The sequence below is a fragment of the Rhodococcoides fascians NBRC 12155 = LMG 3623 genome (genome assembly GCF_001894785.1).
GTDB classification, from domain to species: domain Bacteria; phylum Actinomycetota; class Actinomycetes; order Mycobacteriales; family Mycobacteriaceae; genus Rhodococcoides; species Rhodococcoides fascians.
In genome coordinates this window covers 56,216-72,080 of the sequence record NZ_BCWW01000013.1, presented here as the reverse complement: position 1 = coordinate 72,080, position 15,865 = coordinate 56,216, and the positions used below count along the sequence as shown (strand labels likewise).

Genomic DNA, 15,865 nt, shown 5'->3' with positions numbered 1-15,865 from the left:
GAATGAACTCGTCGAACCCGAAGGTGTCGCGCTCCTCCCAGTCGAGACCTTGCGCGCCTTTGATTGTGATGATGACCTGAACGTCGTTGAGAAAGACCTGTTCGATGTTTCGGAGCCGCAGTCGCAATCCCGGCCACGTAATTGCGGCCAGGTACTGCTCGCTGTCAACCCAGCCTTCTCGCACTTCCTCAGACCACTGGGCAAGACGTGCGTCGAGGTCCGCTCTCGTTCGCGGCTGTGGGTCGTACCCGATTCCCAACAGACTCGAGATGTGCGGCGGGACACCGAACGGTGACGCCTCTCGTGATGCTGCCTCGGCCTCGGCGAATTGCTTCCGCTCATCGTCACTGATCGCGGAGGTGAGGTGCTCTCTCGCAGCCTCGCCGTTGGAAAAGTAGCGGGCAGCGCCGTCGATGAACAGTGATACGTCGATGGGAGGTGGGCCGGCTTCGATGTCGAGATACTGCTTGCGGATCTGCGCCATTTTGGGTCGATCGATGACACCCGTGGTTCGCTCGAGGTGGTAGAGCTCGATCTCGGTTCCGTCTCCGAGATCTACCAGGTTCGCTCGTTCACCCAAGGTCAGCTCCTGATTGGTTACGAAGACGAAGCCATGCGGTGAGTGCGTCTTTGCGCCAGTCAGATCGTCGGTGAACTTGTTCTTGATCGTGGTGAACGTCTGCTGGCCCCTGGGGAAGTACACACCCATGACCCAGCTCTTTCCGTCCTTGGTGGCGACGGCGTCTTTGCCGCCGTCCTTGCCGCCGAGGGGGTGTGAGGGGTCGATGTTCTCGTATCCCTCCGCATCGAGGACGTGCGCCGCGAGGCGCTCTGATGGAGTCTGGCCTTGCGTCCACTCTCGGAGGCGGAACCACGTCTCATCCGTGCGCGTCATCTAAAGGGGCCTTCCGATCTCGAACAACGGTGCAACCGCGAGAGTAGCTACCCTCCGTCGCTCACCCCGGCATACCAGTGCAGCGTTCCGTTGTCCTCGATCGCGGAGGGAAGGCCGACCTTCGATCCGTGTGTGTGCGGCTATGACCGGGTAGACTGACACCCGCTGAGGATGCCGTTGCGGGTCGATCCTTCAAGCGCCAATTCGTGTACCCACCGAACTCGTCGCGCTGATGTTGCCGACGGTTCGGGCGACTTGAAAGGCCCGCAACTCATGAGTGCCACCCCCATCAACACAGACGCCATCTACGCCGCAGCTGAGGCTGCCGTTCGTGGACGTGTCGCCTTGGCCGAAGCCATCGTCACCGCCCAGCAAGCAGTCGGCACCGCCGAGGAGAACGCCGCCAAGCAACGAGCCGAAGCCGACGCCGCGATCAAAGCCGCCGAAGCCACCAAACGCGCAGCAACGAAATCGGTCGAGGCCAGCAAGAAGGCCGTTCACGCCGCCATGAAAGAAGCGCTGACGGGCGGGTGGACTGCAGCCGAACTCCGCGACATCGGCCTCACCGTGCCGACGTCGGTCATCGCAGCTGCCTCCGGAGGTAAGTCGTCGGAGTCACGCAAACGCGGTACGGGCTCCACGACGAAGCGCCCGCGGATCAGCCTGAACGCGAGCGAAGATGCGTCTTCGACCAACACCGGTGAGCGAAGCTCCACCGGGCCGGCGGCGACGGCCGTTCCGCCGGAACATCAGACGCAGAACGAACACGTCCACGCTGACAACGCTCCCGACGTACAGTCACTGGCGCACACCGGATAGCGCGGGAGACGGGTCGATGAGATCCTCGACAGCGGGCCGTGTTCGCGGCGAGAAGTCGTTGGCGCACAGCGGCCGTCGTGTTCACGACAGGCCGACCGGCCGGGAACCGTTAGGTGGGTGGGGAGTCGGTGCCGAAACCGTTAGCAGTAGGCGATGCCGACGAGCGAGCTCGGTTTCGCAGCTACGTGGTGCACGGGCCGCATCGGTCCTCGTGTGCGATCTGGATCGGGGCCATTGCCGACGACGGGTACGGCAGATTCTGGGTCTCCCGCGGTGGACAACCGCGGGTGGTTCGCCCGCATCGCTACGCATTGGCGATCGCGCTCGGTGGGGCGATCGACGAGTCGGTGAACGCATTGCACATGTGCGACAACCCGATCTGTGTACGAGTGACGCTGGACGAGGCGCAGCAACAGCCTCTTCACGTGGTCGACGGGAACCAGTCGCAGAATCTGCGCGACATGGCCGCGAAAGGTCGCGGCGGTGGACGTCGCCAACCGGGGCTTTGGTACGGGCCGGATCGAGCCGCACGTGCTGCGCGCTCGCGCCGGTTGCGTGCGGCGGTACGCCAGGGTTGGGACGACGCAGCGGTGCAGGCAGCTCTATTGGAGAGCGGTACTCCCACGCTGTTCTGACACTGTGGCCGGGCGAGAAGTCACAGCGGGCTGCTGAACGCACTGGCCACGACGGCAACTGCCATCGCGAACAGGATGCCGGCCACCACGGCCACGATTCGGAAGCCCATTCCGAACACCATGCCCGTTGCGCGTACCGGCGCGAATCGCCAGCCGCCGTCGTCGGTGACGCCGGCGCGCAAAACCGCAACGACGATGACGATGCCGGCCACTATCGCGATCACCACGATCATCACCTCGCTTCTCGTTCTGGGGGGTCACCCCGTGTGGCGGCCAGTAGACACCAGGCCACCGACAAGTTCCGCCGCGCTCGGTTGCAGCCGGCGTGTCGACGCCGGCTGAACCAACACACTTCCGCACTTCTCCGCGCGTGCCGTCTCCGGGAGAACACGCGCGCACGACGAAAAAGGATCACTCCTCATGACTTCTGCACGAAATCGTCCTACCCACTCCGAATTGATCACCGTCGAGGTCGCGACCCTCGATCAACACAACGATCCCGGCCATGTGTTCGCGCGCGCCGAGTTTCAGTCGCGGACAGCGGCGTCGTCCTTCGCGGTCAGTCAGGCCGCGATGCTGTCCGCCGGCCGGGAGGTCGACCGTATCGCCGCCGCGGTCAATGTTCGGTCGAGCGACGGCGCACACACCGAGCTCCCGTTCACCGGGACTCCCAACGAATTGGCGGTGGTGCTCAGTAGCGAACCCGGGTACGCAGCGGGTGTGCGCAAGGCGCAAGTGCCGGCCCCGCCCGCAGTGGCCGAAGTGATCGCTCGATTCGCCGACTCCGCACCCTCGCGGATCGACGCTCCCCCTACCGCGCCGGACGTGAGCGAGGTCCGAGTGCAGTCGACCCGTCCGGGGCCGATTCCCGATTCGCGCACGGTGGTCGGGGTGTATTCGACAGCGGATGCGAAGCGCATTGCTTCCGCGATCGCCGAGCGGGTCGGCGGTTCGGTCACCGCGGATCCCGAGAGCCAGAAACTGACCGTGAGCCATGCGGCACCGATCACGGTGCACGAGCGTGAGGCGGTCGAGCGGCGTCATCGCATCGCCTCTCTTCGGGCGAACATCGCCACTCTCGATACCGTGCGTGATCGCGACCATGTCGCCGCGCTCAGTGGCGAGCTGGGCGATCTGCAGAAGCGAACGCAGTCGTTCGAGCCACGCGCGGACATCGCGCCGATAGACGACCCCGCGGCGCAGGGTCAGTCAAACGTGTCAGTTGCCGGCCAGCCCTCGACGCCGTCGATGGCGACGCCCTCCTTGCGGGCTGTGCTCAATCGCCGACCGAGTCACCCACGTGAAGCGACGCCACCGGTGCAATCCCCGCAGCCGCGCGTTGCACACGATCTCGGACGCTGACCGATGATGGACCTGTTGACGACAGCCCTACGCTGGGTGTTCTTACTACTGGTTGTGGTCGCGTTTCTCGCGTGGGCTGCTGGATTGCTACGCAAGGTGTTCGTGGCCGAGGCCTATTGGGAGGACCGCACCAACAGACGCCTGGCGACGATCGCATGTGGGTGCCTCGTCGGTGCCATCGTCACCTCCCTGCCCCTCACCCCCGGACTACCCCTCTGACCTGTCTCACCTCACCGAAGGACACACACCATGAGTTCACCCGAATCCTCCACCACCGCGCTGTCGGAGATCGACAGTCTGGAGCTGGCGATCCTCACTGAACTGTGTTCCCCCGAAGCGGTGGACGCGTTCGAGATGATGCACGCCAACGTCCGCCCGACCAACGCGGCGCGGTTCGCCGACTTGCTCTCGATCATTAACGGACTGTCAGATCCGAACTTCACGGTCGACGCCCCGCTGAACCTTCTCGGGTTGGTTCCGGCAACAGTCATTCGTGTGAATGAGCTGGACGAGGGTCCGGACCCCCGACCAGATGGGACGGGTTGGGCCCCGCCCGGTGTGGGCGGAGCCGTCCGGCCTAGAGCTTGAGAGGTTCGATAGCTTCGTCGGTGCGGTGCTTGCCGAGTAGGCATTCCCAGGTGCGGGTGTCGAGCTGCTCGGCTGTGACCCACTGCCCGCACATCGTGGCGTGGTGCACGTCCGCGTGCAGTCCGCCCAGGTTGTGGGTGGCGCTCGTTGCGCCGCGATTCAGGGCAGCGGAGGCGATGGCGGAGAGCCGATCTGGAAGCATGGCGAGATCCTTTCGAGGTTCGGATGAGACGTAGCGATCGGACATGACGAGGGTGGACTGTCAAACCACGTCTTGGGAGCCTGCGACCGTGGTTTTACTGGACGGGGGTCCCCGGCGTGTCAGACTCGGCGTCCTCGTACGACCCCCTTTGGTGACCCATATGGGGCAACGCCGGAGGCTGCGAGGTAGCGCAGTGGGACGCCCACTCCCCGGCATGACCGCACCTGACCCGGCCTTTCAGTTGTGGCGGCGGTCTTCCTCGAGGCCACGGAGACGATCGAGTTCGGCGCGCTGCAACGAGATCTCTTCGCGCAGATCGGCGGCGATCGTCTTCTGTTCGTCGATGCGTTCGGTGTAGTCGCGGCGCAGCTCGGCTTCACGTTTGGTGGCGTCGGTGCGCTGCTGGGTGAGTGTTGCTGCGCTGGTGCGGTTGTCATCCTGGCGTGCGGTGCGTTCGGCGGCGAGATCGGCACGCAACCTTTTCGCTTCGGCGCGCAGCTCGACCAGCTCGTCCTCGCGGCGGCGATCCTTCTCGTCGTAGCGGTCGATCGATTCGCGGTGACTGGTGTTGAGCGAGGCCACAATGGTGTCGTGAGTGTCCTGCAGGGCACTGATTTCGGCGCGTTGGCGTGCGTCGAGCTCGTCGAGTTCGGCGCGGTGCGCGGCCTTCTGCTCCTCGACCTGGATGCGGGCCTGCTCGGCGGCGTTTTCTGCTGCATCGGTCTGCTCCCATGCGTCGGCGGCGTCGGCGCGGAGCTCGTCGTTTTCGGCGTCGAGGGCGTCGGCGCGGACGGTCGCGGCGTGCGCGGCTGCTTCGGCGGCGGCAGCACGTTCTTCGGCGGCGGAGACGGTGCGGGCGGTTTCGGCGCGCATCAGCTCGAGACGCTGATCGAGAGCTTTGGGGTCCGAGACGGTGCCGATCGCAGTCTGGACTCGTTGGACAAGGTCATCGAGCTGCCCGAACTGTGCGTGCAGTGCCGGCAGAACGGCAGCGAGGGACGCAACGGCGAGTTCCGGGGTCGCGGTGTCGGCCTCGTCGACGCCGACGGACTCAGCCGCGGTGCCTGCTTTCTGCGCGGCTTTGGCGCGGTGCGCGCGCACCCGATCGGCGGGGGTGGCGTGGATGCGGGGTCGGCCTGGCTTGCGGGGCGGCTCAGCTGCGGTCATGACTGAACTCTACCATTTCGTTTCATATCGTTACGTTTCATTTCATTACGTTGCGGTAACGAAATTGGAAACAAAAAGAGGTCCTGGTGCTCAGTGGGTGCACCGGAAAGACCCGCCCGGGATGTCTACTCCCGGCTGCCCTGCGCACCATCGGCAGGTGGTGTCGTGCTCGATGCGTCCGAGCACTCCTCGGCTTCCTCGATGAGGATGGGCAGCTCTGCTGCGCTGGCGAGCGCGAGCGCTTCGGTGGCCCAGCGGGCCGCGCGCGGATCTTCGGCGGGGAGCTGAGCGGCTGTGCCGATGAGATCGGTGATGATCTGGTGATCGTTGAGCAGTTCGTTGTTGTTCATGACTGGACACCTTCCAAAGGTTCGGATGAGACGTCCTGGACTGACAGGCTGAGTGCTTCTATCAACTTCGCAACACGTAACTGCAGAAACGTTCGCGGGAAAGGCGCGTTGGCGCGCGTATGCAAGGTCGCACGCATCGGCCCCCGGTCAGACGCCAACGTGGGATAGTAGGTGCCATGCCTGTTTCTGAGCTCATTCGTCTCGGTACTGCACGGCCGATAATCCGTTGGGGTGCTCCAGTTCTGCACACTCCAGCCCGTCCGATAACCGATTTCGGCTCGGGGCTTCAGGGATTACTAGCCGATATGTTCGCGACCAACGCTGCTGCTGATGGTGCCGGTCTTGCAGCCCAGCAGATCGGGGTCGATCTGGCGGTATTCATATACGACTGCAATGACGAAACGGGGCGACGGCAGACGGGTGTTGTCTGCAACCCAATCGTCGAACTACCGGAGGGAAATAGTCGGCGGCTCATCGAGTTCGGGGAAGGATGTCTATCACTGCCCGGTGCGTATAGCGATCTCGCCAGGCCCGAATTCTCCACCTGCCGCGGCCAGGACCAGTACGGTGATCCGCTTCAGCTGATCGCCGGTGGCACTCTCGGACGCTGCTTTCAGCATGAGACCGACCACATCAACGGCACAGTATTCGGCGACAGACTTTCGACACGTAGACGCAAGCAGCTCTATCGCGACCACGAGGCGGTTTCCACTCACTACGCAGTGAACTGGCCAGCAACATAACCTGCTGCACCGCAATTATACCGCCCTGAATTTGGGAAGCTGATTTCTCGGTCAACTGCGCCGCATCCAATCCGACTGCACTGGCGCTAGCGGAGCGCCCGCGACGTCGCGCCCGCGCGCCGGACCTCACCCAACTGTCGAAAACTTTCGGCGGTGACGCTTCGCTGTTCCGAAACCGAGGGCTATCGGCTGCTGGTCGTTGTCACCGCGGACACGTAGAACTTGCCCTCGATGTGAAGGATCGAGTGGGAGATCGAGACGACTTCTTGCCCTGATCTTTCGCAGTTGATCGTCGCGAAGGTTGCGGTGTGGTTGGACAGAACTGCGTGCAACTCGGAGAGGGTCTCGAACGGCCCCAGTTCGAGTGTGTACACGTCGTAGCTTGCGATATCCGCCATGGAGGCGACAGTAGCGGCCGTCAGGCTGCGACCATGTCCTGTGCTCGCTGCGGCGGGAACGACAACAGACGAGCCTGTTTGTCCGCACCTGGAGGCGGTGTCAGTTTGGGGCCGAAGGTGGTCGGGGAACGAATCACGATCAAGCGCGCGAGGGAGAACGACCGCGCAGCAAGATCGGGTTCCATGCGAACGTCTATGCCGACTGCGGACCCGATGTCCCAGGCACCCAGCGAACAATCTCCCTGCAACCGTTGGTTGTCGTGTCAGGACCTTGTCTCGCTTCTTGGGTGTCAGATTGCTCGCCCAAGGCTAAGGCGGTCACGCAGAACCAACTCGTCATTATCGCAGCAGCCCAATAGATTTCGCTCTGCGGGCGAACTGCAGAACGCCACCTAACGATATTCACGTCCGCGTGCCACCCCAAGGACAAAGGAGAACCCTCCTGGAGTCGTCCACCATCGAGGGAAACTCCGGCTGAAGAGCATCAGACTTGATATCTGACGAACCCTCGCGTACTGTCGGTCTCAATCCCAACGCACCGACCGTATCGTGTAGCGTTCAGGGTAACAAATCGTCCTTCACGACGTAACGCTGGCACAAGCTCGAATGTTCACCAGCAAAGATCAATGTCCGACATCGCGGATTGTCTCCGATTCTCTTCTCGCCAATATACGTCTAGATAATCAGGCGCAAAAACCGCGATCTCGCAAAGTTCACATCTTCCGAACTATCCTTATTCACTGGAACAAGACTGGAATCGAAAGGATTTTCTTATGACGAACACGGACATTATAATAATGTCGAGTTCCGACTCGGGTGCCGACTGGCCGCCCAAGGACTTGTCATCAATGAAGCTTCCAGAATTGAAGTCGGTTGCGTCAGATATGGGCGTTAAAGGCGTATCAGGCATGCGGAAACCTGAATTAGTACAATTGATTTCCGATCTGATGAATGCGAATACCTCTGAGTTTGTTGATAGAGCCGACGCGACGACAGCGCTAAAGGTCTCGCAATCAACAACTAAATCGACAGAAGAGATTGCAGAGCCAAACGGGAGTCAGCCACGGTCAAACAATCCTCAGCCCGAACCCGATGCGGATGACACACCAGACGACCGGACTACGGGACGGAACGGTGACGGAAAGAACAACCGACGAAATCGTAACGGCGCACGCAGTGATGGTCGCGGAAGAGGACGCAACCGACGACGACCACGCGAAATCGATCAACAACAGGACAGCGATCCACAGGACAATCGATACTCCAATGATGATGCTGTTTTGCAGCCCGTCGCGGGTATCCTCGATGTCCTTGACAACTACGCCTTTTTGCGCACGTCCAGTTATATGTCGGGCCCGGACGACGTCTACGTCGCTATGAACATGGTTCGCAAGAACGGTCTTCGCCGGGGTGATGCGATTACTGGGAAGGTTCGGATTGTTCATGAGACCGAACAACGAAACCAGCGGCAGAAGTTTAATTCGTTAGTTGAGCTGGACACCGTAAATGGAGGTGGCGTCGAAGCCGCCAAACGCCGTCCTGAATTCGGCCGACTAACGCCACTCTATCCGAATGAAAGACTGCGTCTCGAGACAACGTCCGATCGCTTGACCACGCGAGTAATCGATCTGATCATGCCGATCGGGAAAGGCCAACGTGCACTGATCCAGTCTCCTCCAAAAGCGGGTAAAACAACGGTTCTGCAGGACATAGCTAATGCAATCTCTACCAACAACCCCGAGTGCTATTTGATGGTTGTGCTGATCGACGAACGGCCTGAAGAAGTCACCGATATGCAGAGATCGGTGAAAGGAGAGATTATTTCGTCAACCTTCGACCGGCCGCCTTCCGACCATGTGTTGGTCGCTGAGCTCGCTATCGAACGCGCAAAACGGTTGGTCGAAGATGGTAAGGATGTCGTTGTGCTGCTAGATTCGATTACCAGACTGGGCCGTGCCTACAATAATGCGTCGTCAGGCTCGGGCCGAATCTTGTCCGGTGGAATCGACTCAGCAGCGCTATACCCACCGAAGCGATTCCTCGGTGCCGCCCGGAACATCGAGAATGGCGGGTCACTTACCATCGTTGCAACATGCCTGGTAGAGACTGGCTCGACCGGCGACACGGTGATATTCGAGGAATTCAAGGGCACCAGCAATGCAGAACTGAAACTGGACCGGAAAATCGCCGAACGCCGCGTTTTTCCTGCCGTCGACGTCTCCCCATCTAGTACCCGAAAAGATGAGCTGATCCTAGCCCCGGACGAAGCGCCAATAGTATACAAGTTGCGACACGTCCTTAGCGGGCTCGATTCCCAGCAAGCAATTGACCTGTTGATTGGACAGTTGAAGAAGACCCGTAACAACGCTGAATTTTTGATGCAAGTACTGAAACAATAGATTCTAGAACGGCCTAAATCCCAGATTGTCAGTCGTCCTGCACCTCGGATTCTAGGTGTCAGTTTCAGAATACGGCTGCACTGTTTCAGAAGTGGACTGCACTACTCACCTCTCGCGACAGCCAGAGCGTCTCGCTCGTCCCGCGCGAGGGTGAGGTTGTTGTAGAGGGCGGATCGTTTCAATCCGGTGTTCTTGCAGAGCGTTTCGATCTTGAACTGCCGTGTCTCATACACCTGAAGTAGGTATGCGCGCTCTTCTGGTGTGAGTGTGTGGGGCCGTCCTTTTATCTTGCCGGCCGCGGCGGCTGCGGCGATGGCGTCGCGGGTGCGGGCTCGGATGAGGTCGGATTCGAATTCGGCCATCAGACCGAGCATTCCGATGAACATCTTGCCCATGGGGTCCGACGGGTCGTAGACCTTCCCGTCGATCGACAATGCCACTCCCCTGGCGACCAGTCGGTTCACGGTTTCGTGGAGGTCGCCGGCCGATCGGGAGAGTCGGTCGAGTTTGCTGACGCAGAATTCGTCACCTTCGCGGCTGGCGTTGATGGCGTTTGTCAGTTTCAGAAGACGAGTGCACGAGTTCAGAAGTGCGCTGCACTTGACACCTCTCAAGTAATCTAGCGAAAACGCTAGATTGCTCCTTTGGTGCTTTGACTGCCCGATCGTCCGAACCTAGGCGCTCACTTATGACTACGTGTCTTTAACCATCGTTTTAGACACATCGAGCTATTGACACAGGGTCGACGAGCAATGTATGTGTCAAAACTCATGTCCAAAACCTGCCGAACGCAATGTGTCTATATGACGAGTTCTGACACACTTGATCGTTGTGGGTGAACTTTTGGGGTACGCGAGGGTGTCGACGACCGAGCAGAGCGCCGATGCGCAGAGGGACGCTCTCAGCGCTGCGGGGTGTTCGCGAGTGTGGGTGGAGACGGCGAGCGGCGCGACGACGTCACGGCCGGAGTTGTCGGACCTGTTCTCGCATCTGCGGTCCGGGGACACTCTGGTGGTGTGGCGGCTCGACCGTCTCGGGCGATCACTCCCCCACCTTCTACAGACGGTCGAAGATCTCGACTCCGATGGTGTGGGGTTTCGGTCGCTGACGGAGTCGATCGACACAACCACCTCGGGCGGCAAGTTGATCTACTCGATTTTCGGTGCCCTGGCGGAGTTCGAGCGCAACCTCATCCGCGAGCGCACGCAGCTCGGGCTGGCGGCCGCGCGGGCGCAGGGCCGAACGGGTGGCCGACCGCGATCGATGTCGGAGGCGAAGATCAAGCAGGCCCGGCGAATGCGTGCCGGCGGCATGTCACTGGCCGATATCCGAGACGTCGTGGGCGTATCCCGATCGACGCTATACCGGTACCTGAAATAGCGCGCGTAGCAACGGGAACCCCCAAACCGTGTCCCGAATTGCCAAGGTGACAGGGATGTCGGACTCAGTCACGTAGACCAACAAAGTAGTTGCTAGCCTCCCCTGGTTGCCAACGATCCGGGTCTCAGGGATAGGCCATTCCTTCTGCGGCGAACAGGGCCTCGATAAGGTTCTGGTTGGTCGCTGCGGCAATCCGCGCCTCAATTCCGGCTGCTGTGAGGTCCAACGCTCGTAGCGCCCCACTCACCTCGGCGACGGCGAGACAGCGGCGGACTCGATCTGGATGTTCATGGGCATAACGCGCGAGCGTCGACCACTTCGACGAAGTATCAGCGAGATCAAACCTGTGCGGATCGACGATGTCCATGACGTACTCTCCATCACCGTCGTCGTGCCAGAACAGGAAATCGGGGTGCATCAGTTGGTGCTTGTCCCCGAATTCATAAGGAACTGCGAGCGCGTGCCGACCTGACGAGGGGTTGCGATACCACCCGACGAGAGTCTCGACTGCTAGTTCGGCATCGAGCACCTCCGCTTCCCACGACGACCGGGACGTGTCGACAGGAAAGCGGCCGGCGTGGGGCTTGCCGTCTGGGATGACGAAAAGGTGCGCCGGGTATGTTTCGATGGACTCGACGGTGTTACCACGAATCTTCTCTGTAGCGGCCGGATAAGTATCGCGCGTCTCGACGGTGGTGGGGAGCATCGGTTCCGAGCCGAGGTGCCAGAGCGGTTCTGTCTGGTCGCGGATATGGCGGGGTTTGGCAGATACCTTCGCAGCGTGTTGATTTCGCCAGTCGGTGATCAGAAGCGTCGCCTGGTTCTCCACGACGGATGCGAATCCAAGATCGGCCATCGCAACCAGACGCGCGGATGCATCGATTTCGTCCTCGCCGCGGTCGCAGAGCTCGTTGAAATACCAGTTGGCGGATCCGTCCGGGAGCAAACGCTTGGCTCGCTGGAAGTAACCTTCAAGGTCGCGTTCATTAGTTGGGGTGTCGGTTTTACCGACACTCTGCATGATTGATTCTCCGTAGGAGACCATCGTCGTACTGATGGACAGCGACATGATGTCGTCGACCTTGGCGTCGATCTCGCTGCTTCGCTGACTGTCGGCCGCGTGCATCTGATCGACGATCCATCGCTTGGCCTTGGCCGAGCCTTGATCGATCAGACCATGCTCCGTGAGCGTTGCGGCCAGTCGCATCAACTGCCCGGTGCGGGAACCGAACGATGTCCTCTGTCTGGTGTACGAGGGAAGCGTGTCCAGCAGGTCGAACAACGCCGGGGGAACAGCTGTCGATCTCCCGCATAGGACGGGGGCGATGACGATGTCGATCTCGACAGTCTCGTCTTCGGTCAGCGCGTTCACTACTCGCGCCACGTGCTCGGTTCGGAACCCTGGCAGGTAGGCCGCCACCTCCCCCAGTCGCTCGTCGCCCCCCTCGATGCGCTTGGCCAGCGGTGTTCGGACCAGTCGGCCGATGAGCTGGGCGATCTCGGTGTAGCTGTCCTTGTTCTGGAACGAAATCATCACTTCTGCTCGCGGGCAGTCCCAGCCGGTGGTCAACGCCGATTTGAACAGCACCACGCGTGCCTGGTCGTCGCCGGAGATCGCCTCGGGAGGAAGGTAACGAATCGTCTTGTCACCAACCTTGTACTGGGCGTGATCGCCGAAGGCGTGAGCAATCGCGTAGTCGGAGAGCTTCGGCCATGTCGATTCCATTACTGCGAGGATTTCGGCGAGCCTTGCTTCTTCCTTCGCCGGCGAAAGCCCTTGTTCGACTTGAACGACCAGAAGCGGCTCGACGAGCCGGTCGCCGGTGGCTTCGTGGTGGCTTCGCCAGGATGCATCGGAAGACCTCAGATCCTCCACGGCGAGGGCGAGCATCGTGTTGTCAGCCGACTGCGACTCCCCCAGGCTTCGCAGCAGGATGCGGTCTTTGAGAAGACCAGACTCACGGACGTCGCCGGCTTTGACTTCGACCAAGCGCGGTGTCCGATTTGCGGCGTTCATAGCGGCGAGGAAGCGATCGGGGGTGGCTGAGATGCCCAGTACGACTGGAGCGGGCGGTTGGTTGGTGCCGATGTTCGTGGTGCCACCGTCGACAATGGTTCCGGCGATCGACTTGCGGTCGGTGTTCTTGGTGCCGGAGCCGCGGTGCGCTTCGTCCCAGATGACAAGGAAGTCCTCGCCACGTTCGCGGACGGTGTTGGCGATCATGTCCCATGCGCCGTGGGTTCGTTTGTCGTTAGGAGTGCCGTCGGCGCGCACAGCGTGCAACGTCGAGTTCTTCTGCATTGCCTGGATGTGGACAAAGTAGATATGACCTTGTTGCAGGGTGCGGTGGTCGTCCTCAGCGATGAAGCGGATGCGGTTGATGTCGATCGCGCCTCCCGATGCCTGGGTGATTTTTGCGATGGTCTGGGCGTTGAGTGCTCGGTCGTCAGTGATCCACAAGACCGTCATGTTGGGGTTGGCAGCCCTGATCGACGTGCCTTTGTAGATCCCCTCAAGCACCGCCGTGGCGATGACGGTCTTACCGGCACCGGTGGGAGCGGTCAGGCCCACCGCAGTGCGTTCACCATCGTCGAGGTATCCGGCACGGGCTTTGGCGAGGTTGGCGAGCACGGATTCGACCGCCGAGCTCTGGTAGGGCTCCAGAGTAAATTTCACCGCGCGCCACCAGCGATGTTGATGGTGTAGTTCGACAGGTAATCCTCATAGAGTTGCACGGTGTTGACGCCAACCGGGAGGCGCTCGACGGCTCGCTGGTACTCGGCTTCGGAGTCTGTAATGACAAACACAACCGTAGGCGAAGCCCCAGTCACAGACTCGCTGGCGATTGCCCGAGCGAACTCCACCAGCACGTCGACGTCGAACAACACGCCGTAGCTGCCAGTCAGCGCCCAACCCTTGTCGGGGATTCGATCAATCCGGGGGCCGCGTGCGCCGGCTTCGAGCCACATCAGAGGAGCGACGGCCTCAAACTCACGGCCCCTGCGAACCATGCCTGGATCGAGGTAGGTCAGGTCGAACATCTCCACGTTCGCAGGCAGTCCCTGCGAATAAATGGTGCCATCTGGGCGGTGACCGGAAACAACGGTCGAGATACGAGGCCTGCAAACGTGCTCGAAGACGCCTTTCGACTCCCACTCATCATCGCCTGGATGAAGACCAGCCTTGCGTAGTTTCTTCGCTTCGGTGGCCCCGATCTCGTTGTTGGTCACCAAGATCGCCTGTCGGGTTCCGTTGTCCTGCCTATTCAATTCCATGACAGCATCACAGGTTGTTCCCGAGCCGCCGAAGAAATCCAGCACAATAGCATCAGCGGGTGCAACGAGACCGATCCATCGCATGAGGACATCGCGATCCTTCGGGTTCGGAAATCGCAGGTCTCCAATAATGTTCCGAAACTGGGTATTCGACGCCTTGCGGTCCTGCGTAAACACAGACAAGGCAACCTGCTCATCCATTTCGTCCAAAAACGTTATCTTGCGGGGAATTGTCGACTCGTCGTCTCCGAACCAGACGCGCCCTTCAGCAATTTCTCTCTCCATGCGCGCTGGGTCCTTGTACAGCCAGCCTCTGGAGGGAGACTTCACCGGCTTACCGGTCACAGGATGTTTGACCTGGTAGGTTCCACCGCCACCGCCAGGCCATGTGATGTCCTGGTAAGTGTTGATGGGGCGTCCTGTTGCCGGGTCGAGTAGGTCGTAACGCGCTACCGAATCGGTGATTTCCCCGCCTGTTTTCTTGGCACGAAGCCAACGCTTCCATTCGGTGTTGGCGTTGTCGATGTCGGCACTGCTGGCCTCCCAGATGCTTTGAGCCTTCTGCAGGGCAGCGTGAACGCCTACCTTCTCCTCGCGCCACCGCGTCCCAGCAGCGCTCAACGCTTCCAAGTCGCGGGCGTAGAAGAACATGTAGTCGGCCCCGTTGGAGATATATCGGGAATCGTTCTTACGACCGCCCTGCCATACGACGTTCGAAATGAAATTTGCACTTCCGAATACTTGGTCGAGCAGCATGCGTAGTCGGTGGTGCTCCTCGTCACCTATTGCCACGATGATGACCCCGGTCGACTTGAGGAGGTCTCGGGCGATCAGCAGACGCCGTTCCATGAACGACAACCATTTCGAGGATTTGGCCCGATCATTCTGGTCGACGTAACGGTCGTTGTAGATCCAGCCATCATTCCCCGTGTTGTAGGGAGGGTCGATGTAGATCAGGTCGACTTTGTTGCGGTGAGTCGACCGCAAGGCCTGGAGGGCGTGGAAATTTTCGCCGTTGATGACGATGTGCCACGGCGCGTCTGATGGCCCGTTTTCGATCCGTTCGACAGTACGGAGTCCTGGATAGATTGGCTCGTCGAATTCTCGGACAACGACAAGGTCGGCAACGTGGCGCGTACCTCCGTCTCCACTGAGGACTGCTCTCTCACGGGTTCGGTCGGTGAAGTGGTCGACGAGCCAGGTTTCGGGGGACGTTTCGTCGCGTAGTGCGACACGGATCCCTTTTCGGACGGGGTGGTCGGGAAGGCGAACGGACTCGGGCAGATGGCGGTCGAAAACAAGGCCGAAGCGGCGGGACCCGCGGAGAAGTTCGACCTCGGAGGAAAGCCGGGTTCGAAGGGTGTCGTCATCAATGCGGGCGATGAGCTGGTCGAGGACGTTGGATTCGTCAGACATGGCACTTCTTGGCGGCGCCGCCTGCGGGGGTCTGGTCCATTGCCGGAGCTTATCGCCGGGTCTCCTGTTAATCGTCCACCAGGTCAACTCTGTGCGAACCTATCGTGTTCACCGTGAGGTGGCGACGAACGCTGACCGCCGTCGGGGTGCGCCATCGTCGCTCGAAGTGTCGAATATGACCGAGGACTTCGGCCTACCGACCGAACAAGCCTGAGCGAAGCCTTAGGGGACGTGC

The 15,865-nt window shown here is 60.8% G+C and carries 18 protein-coding genes; 8 read left to right on the top strand and 10 right to left on the bottom strand.

From position 1 onward, the window contains the following. Positions 1 to 895 (bottom strand): hypothetical protein (locus RFA01S_RS23455; protein ID WP_139278529.1); only part of this gene is annotated, 895 nt, incomplete at its 3' end. 273 nt (positions 896 to 1,168) lie between these two features. On the opposite strand from RFA01S_RS23455, the gene RFA01S_RS23450 reads away from it, so the two are divergent. Both RFA01S_RS23450 and RFA01S_RS23445 read left to right on the top strand, forming a co-directional pair. Next, positions 1,169 to 1,714 carry a hypothetical protein gene (locus tag RFA01S_RS23450; RefSeq protein WP_032406402.1) on the top strand — a complete coding sequence of 182 codons (546 nt, stop codon included), beginning with the start codon at positions 1,169 to 1,171 and terminating at the stop codon, positions 1,712 to 1,714. A 128-nt stretch (positions 1,715 to 1,842) separates the two neighbouring features. Next, positions 1,843 to 2,349 (top strand): hypothetical protein, encoded by a 507-nt coding sequence (locus tag RFA01S_RS23445; protein ID WP_032406434.1) that lies wholly within the window; start codon positions 1,843 to 1,845, stop codon positions 2,347 to 2,349. A gap of 20 nt (positions 2,350 to 2,369) precedes the next feature. Here RFA01S_RS23445 and RFA01S_RS23440 read toward each other — a convergent pair whose 3' ends face one another. Beyond that, entirely contained in the window at positions 2,370 to 2,576 is a 207-nt protein-coding gene (locus tag RFA01S_RS23440) for a hypothetical protein (RefSeq protein WP_139278528.1), read from the bottom strand. A gap of 193 nt (positions 2,577 to 2,769) precedes the next feature. Between RFA01S_RS23440 and RFA01S_RS23435 the strand changes: the two genes are divergently transcribed. From RFA01S_RS23435 to RFA01S_RS23425, 3 genes are read left to right on the top strand one after another with little or no spacing between them, the layout of a single operon-like run. Continuing rightward, complete coding sequence (locus RFA01S_RS23435) at positions 2,770 to 3,711, top strand: hypothetical protein (protein WP_072692222.1); 942 nt, start codon at positions 2,770 to 2,772, stop codon at positions 3,709 to 3,711. Positions 3,712 to 3,726: 15 nt separating this feature from the next. Continuing rightward, positions 3,727 to 3,930, top strand: coding sequence for a hypothetical protein (locus tag RFA01S_RS23430; RefSeq protein WP_139278527.1), 204 nt, complete (start codon positions 3,727 to 3,729; stop codon positions 3,928 to 3,930). Positions 3,931 to 3,960: 30 nt separating this feature from the next. After that, positions 3,961 to 4,299: a hypothetical protein gene (locus RFA01S_RS23425; RefSeq protein ID WP_032406398.1), complete on the top strand. Its 339-nt coding sequence runs from the start codon at positions 3,961 to 3,963 to the stop codon at positions 4,297 to 4,299. Here RFA01S_RS23425 and RFA01S_RS23420 read toward each other — a convergent pair. The 3 genes from RFA01S_RS23420 to RFA01S_RS23410 all read right to left on the bottom strand — a co-directional run bounded on the left by RFA01S_RS23420 (position 4,289) and on the right by RFA01S_RS23410 (position 6,018). Continuing rightward, the gene (locus tag RFA01S_RS23420) at positions 4,289 to 4,501 is read right to left on the bottom strand and encodes a hypothetical protein (protein WP_139278526.1); all 213 of its coding nucleotides are present in this window, start codon (positions 4,499 to 4,501) and stop codon (positions 4,289 to 4,291) included. The genes RFA01S_RS23425 and RFA01S_RS23420 overlap by 11 nt on opposite strands. Before the next feature lie 237 nt (positions 4,502 to 4,738). Next, positions 4,739 to 5,668: a coiled-coil domain-containing protein gene (locus RFA01S_RS23415; protein WP_032406396.1), complete on the bottom strand. Its 930-nt coding sequence runs from the start codon at positions 5,666 to 5,668 to the stop codon at positions 4,739 to 4,741. 125 nt (positions 5,669 to 5,793) lie between these two features. After that, entirely contained in the window at positions 5,794 to 6,018 is a 225-nt protein-coding gene (locus RFA01S_RS23410; RefSeq protein WP_032406395.1) for a hypothetical protein, read from the bottom strand. A 176-nt stretch (positions 6,019 to 6,194) separates the two neighbouring features. Between RFA01S_RS23410 and def the strand changes: the two genes are divergently transcribed. Continuing rightward, positions 6,195 to 6,761: a peptide deformylase gene (gene def / locus RFA01S_RS23405; protein ID WP_072692221.1), complete on the top strand. Its 567-nt coding sequence runs from the start codon at positions 6,195 to 6,197 to the stop codon at positions 6,759 to 6,761. Positions 6,762 to 6,943: 182 nt separating this feature from the next. On the opposite strand, the gene RFA01S_RS23400 is transcribed toward def, so the two are convergent. Together RFA01S_RS23400 and RFA01S_RS27920 are read right to left on the bottom strand one after the other, a co-directional pair. Continuing rightward, entirely contained in the window at positions 6,944 to 7,159 is a 216-nt protein-coding gene (locus RFA01S_RS23400; protein ID WP_032406394.1) for a hypothetical protein, read from the bottom strand. Positions 7,160 to 7,179: 20 nt separating this feature from the next. Then, the gene (locus RFA01S_RS27920; RefSeq protein ID WP_155290477.1) at positions 7,180 to 7,344 is read right to left on the bottom strand and encodes a hypothetical protein; all 165 of its coding nucleotides are present in this window, start codon (positions 7,342 to 7,344) and stop codon (positions 7,180 to 7,182) included. A gap of 588 nt (positions 7,345 to 7,932) precedes the next feature. On the opposite strand from RFA01S_RS27920, the gene rho reads away from it, so the two are divergent. Then, entirely contained in the window at positions 7,933 to 9,558 is a 1,626-nt protein-coding gene (gene rho / locus RFA01S_RS23395) for a transcription termination factor Rho (protein ID WP_162182870.1), read from the top strand. 101 nt (positions 9,559 to 9,659) lie between these two features. On the opposite strand, the gene RFA01S_RS23390 is transcribed toward rho, so the two are convergent. Then, the gene (locus RFA01S_RS23390) at positions 9,660 to 10,172 is read right to left on the bottom strand and encodes a recombinase family protein (RefSeq protein WP_238325047.1); all 513 of its coding nucleotides are present in this window, start codon (positions 10,170 to 10,172) and stop codon (positions 9,660 to 9,662) included. A 217-nt stretch (positions 10,173 to 10,389) separates the two neighbouring features. On the opposite strand from RFA01S_RS23390, the gene RFA01S_RS23385 reads away from it, so the two are divergent. After that, positions 10,390 to 10,938 (top strand): recombinase family protein, encoded by a 549-nt coding sequence (locus RFA01S_RS23385; RefSeq protein ID WP_032406393.1) that lies wholly within the window; start codon positions 10,390 to 10,392, stop codon positions 10,936 to 10,938. A gap of 124 nt (positions 10,939 to 11,062) precedes the next feature. Here the strand turns inward: RFA01S_RS23385 and RFA01S_RS23380 are convergent, their stop codons facing one another. Both RFA01S_RS23380 and RFA01S_RS23375 read right to left on the bottom strand, forming a co-directional pair. Beyond that, a complete protein-coding gene (locus tag RFA01S_RS23380; RefSeq protein WP_032406392.1) occupies positions 11,063 to 13,615 on the bottom strand; it encodes a DEAD/DEAH box helicase in 2,553 nt (850 codons plus the stop codon). Next, complete coding sequence (locus tag RFA01S_RS23375) at positions 13,612 to 15,630, bottom strand: site-specific DNA-methyltransferase (RefSeq protein WP_032406391.1); 2,019 nt, start codon at positions 15,628 to 15,630, stop codon at positions 13,612 to 13,614. The genes RFA01S_RS23380 and RFA01S_RS23375 overlap by 4 nt, the downstream gene beginning before the upstream one ends. Positions 15,631 to 15,865: the final 235 nt, after the last annotated feature.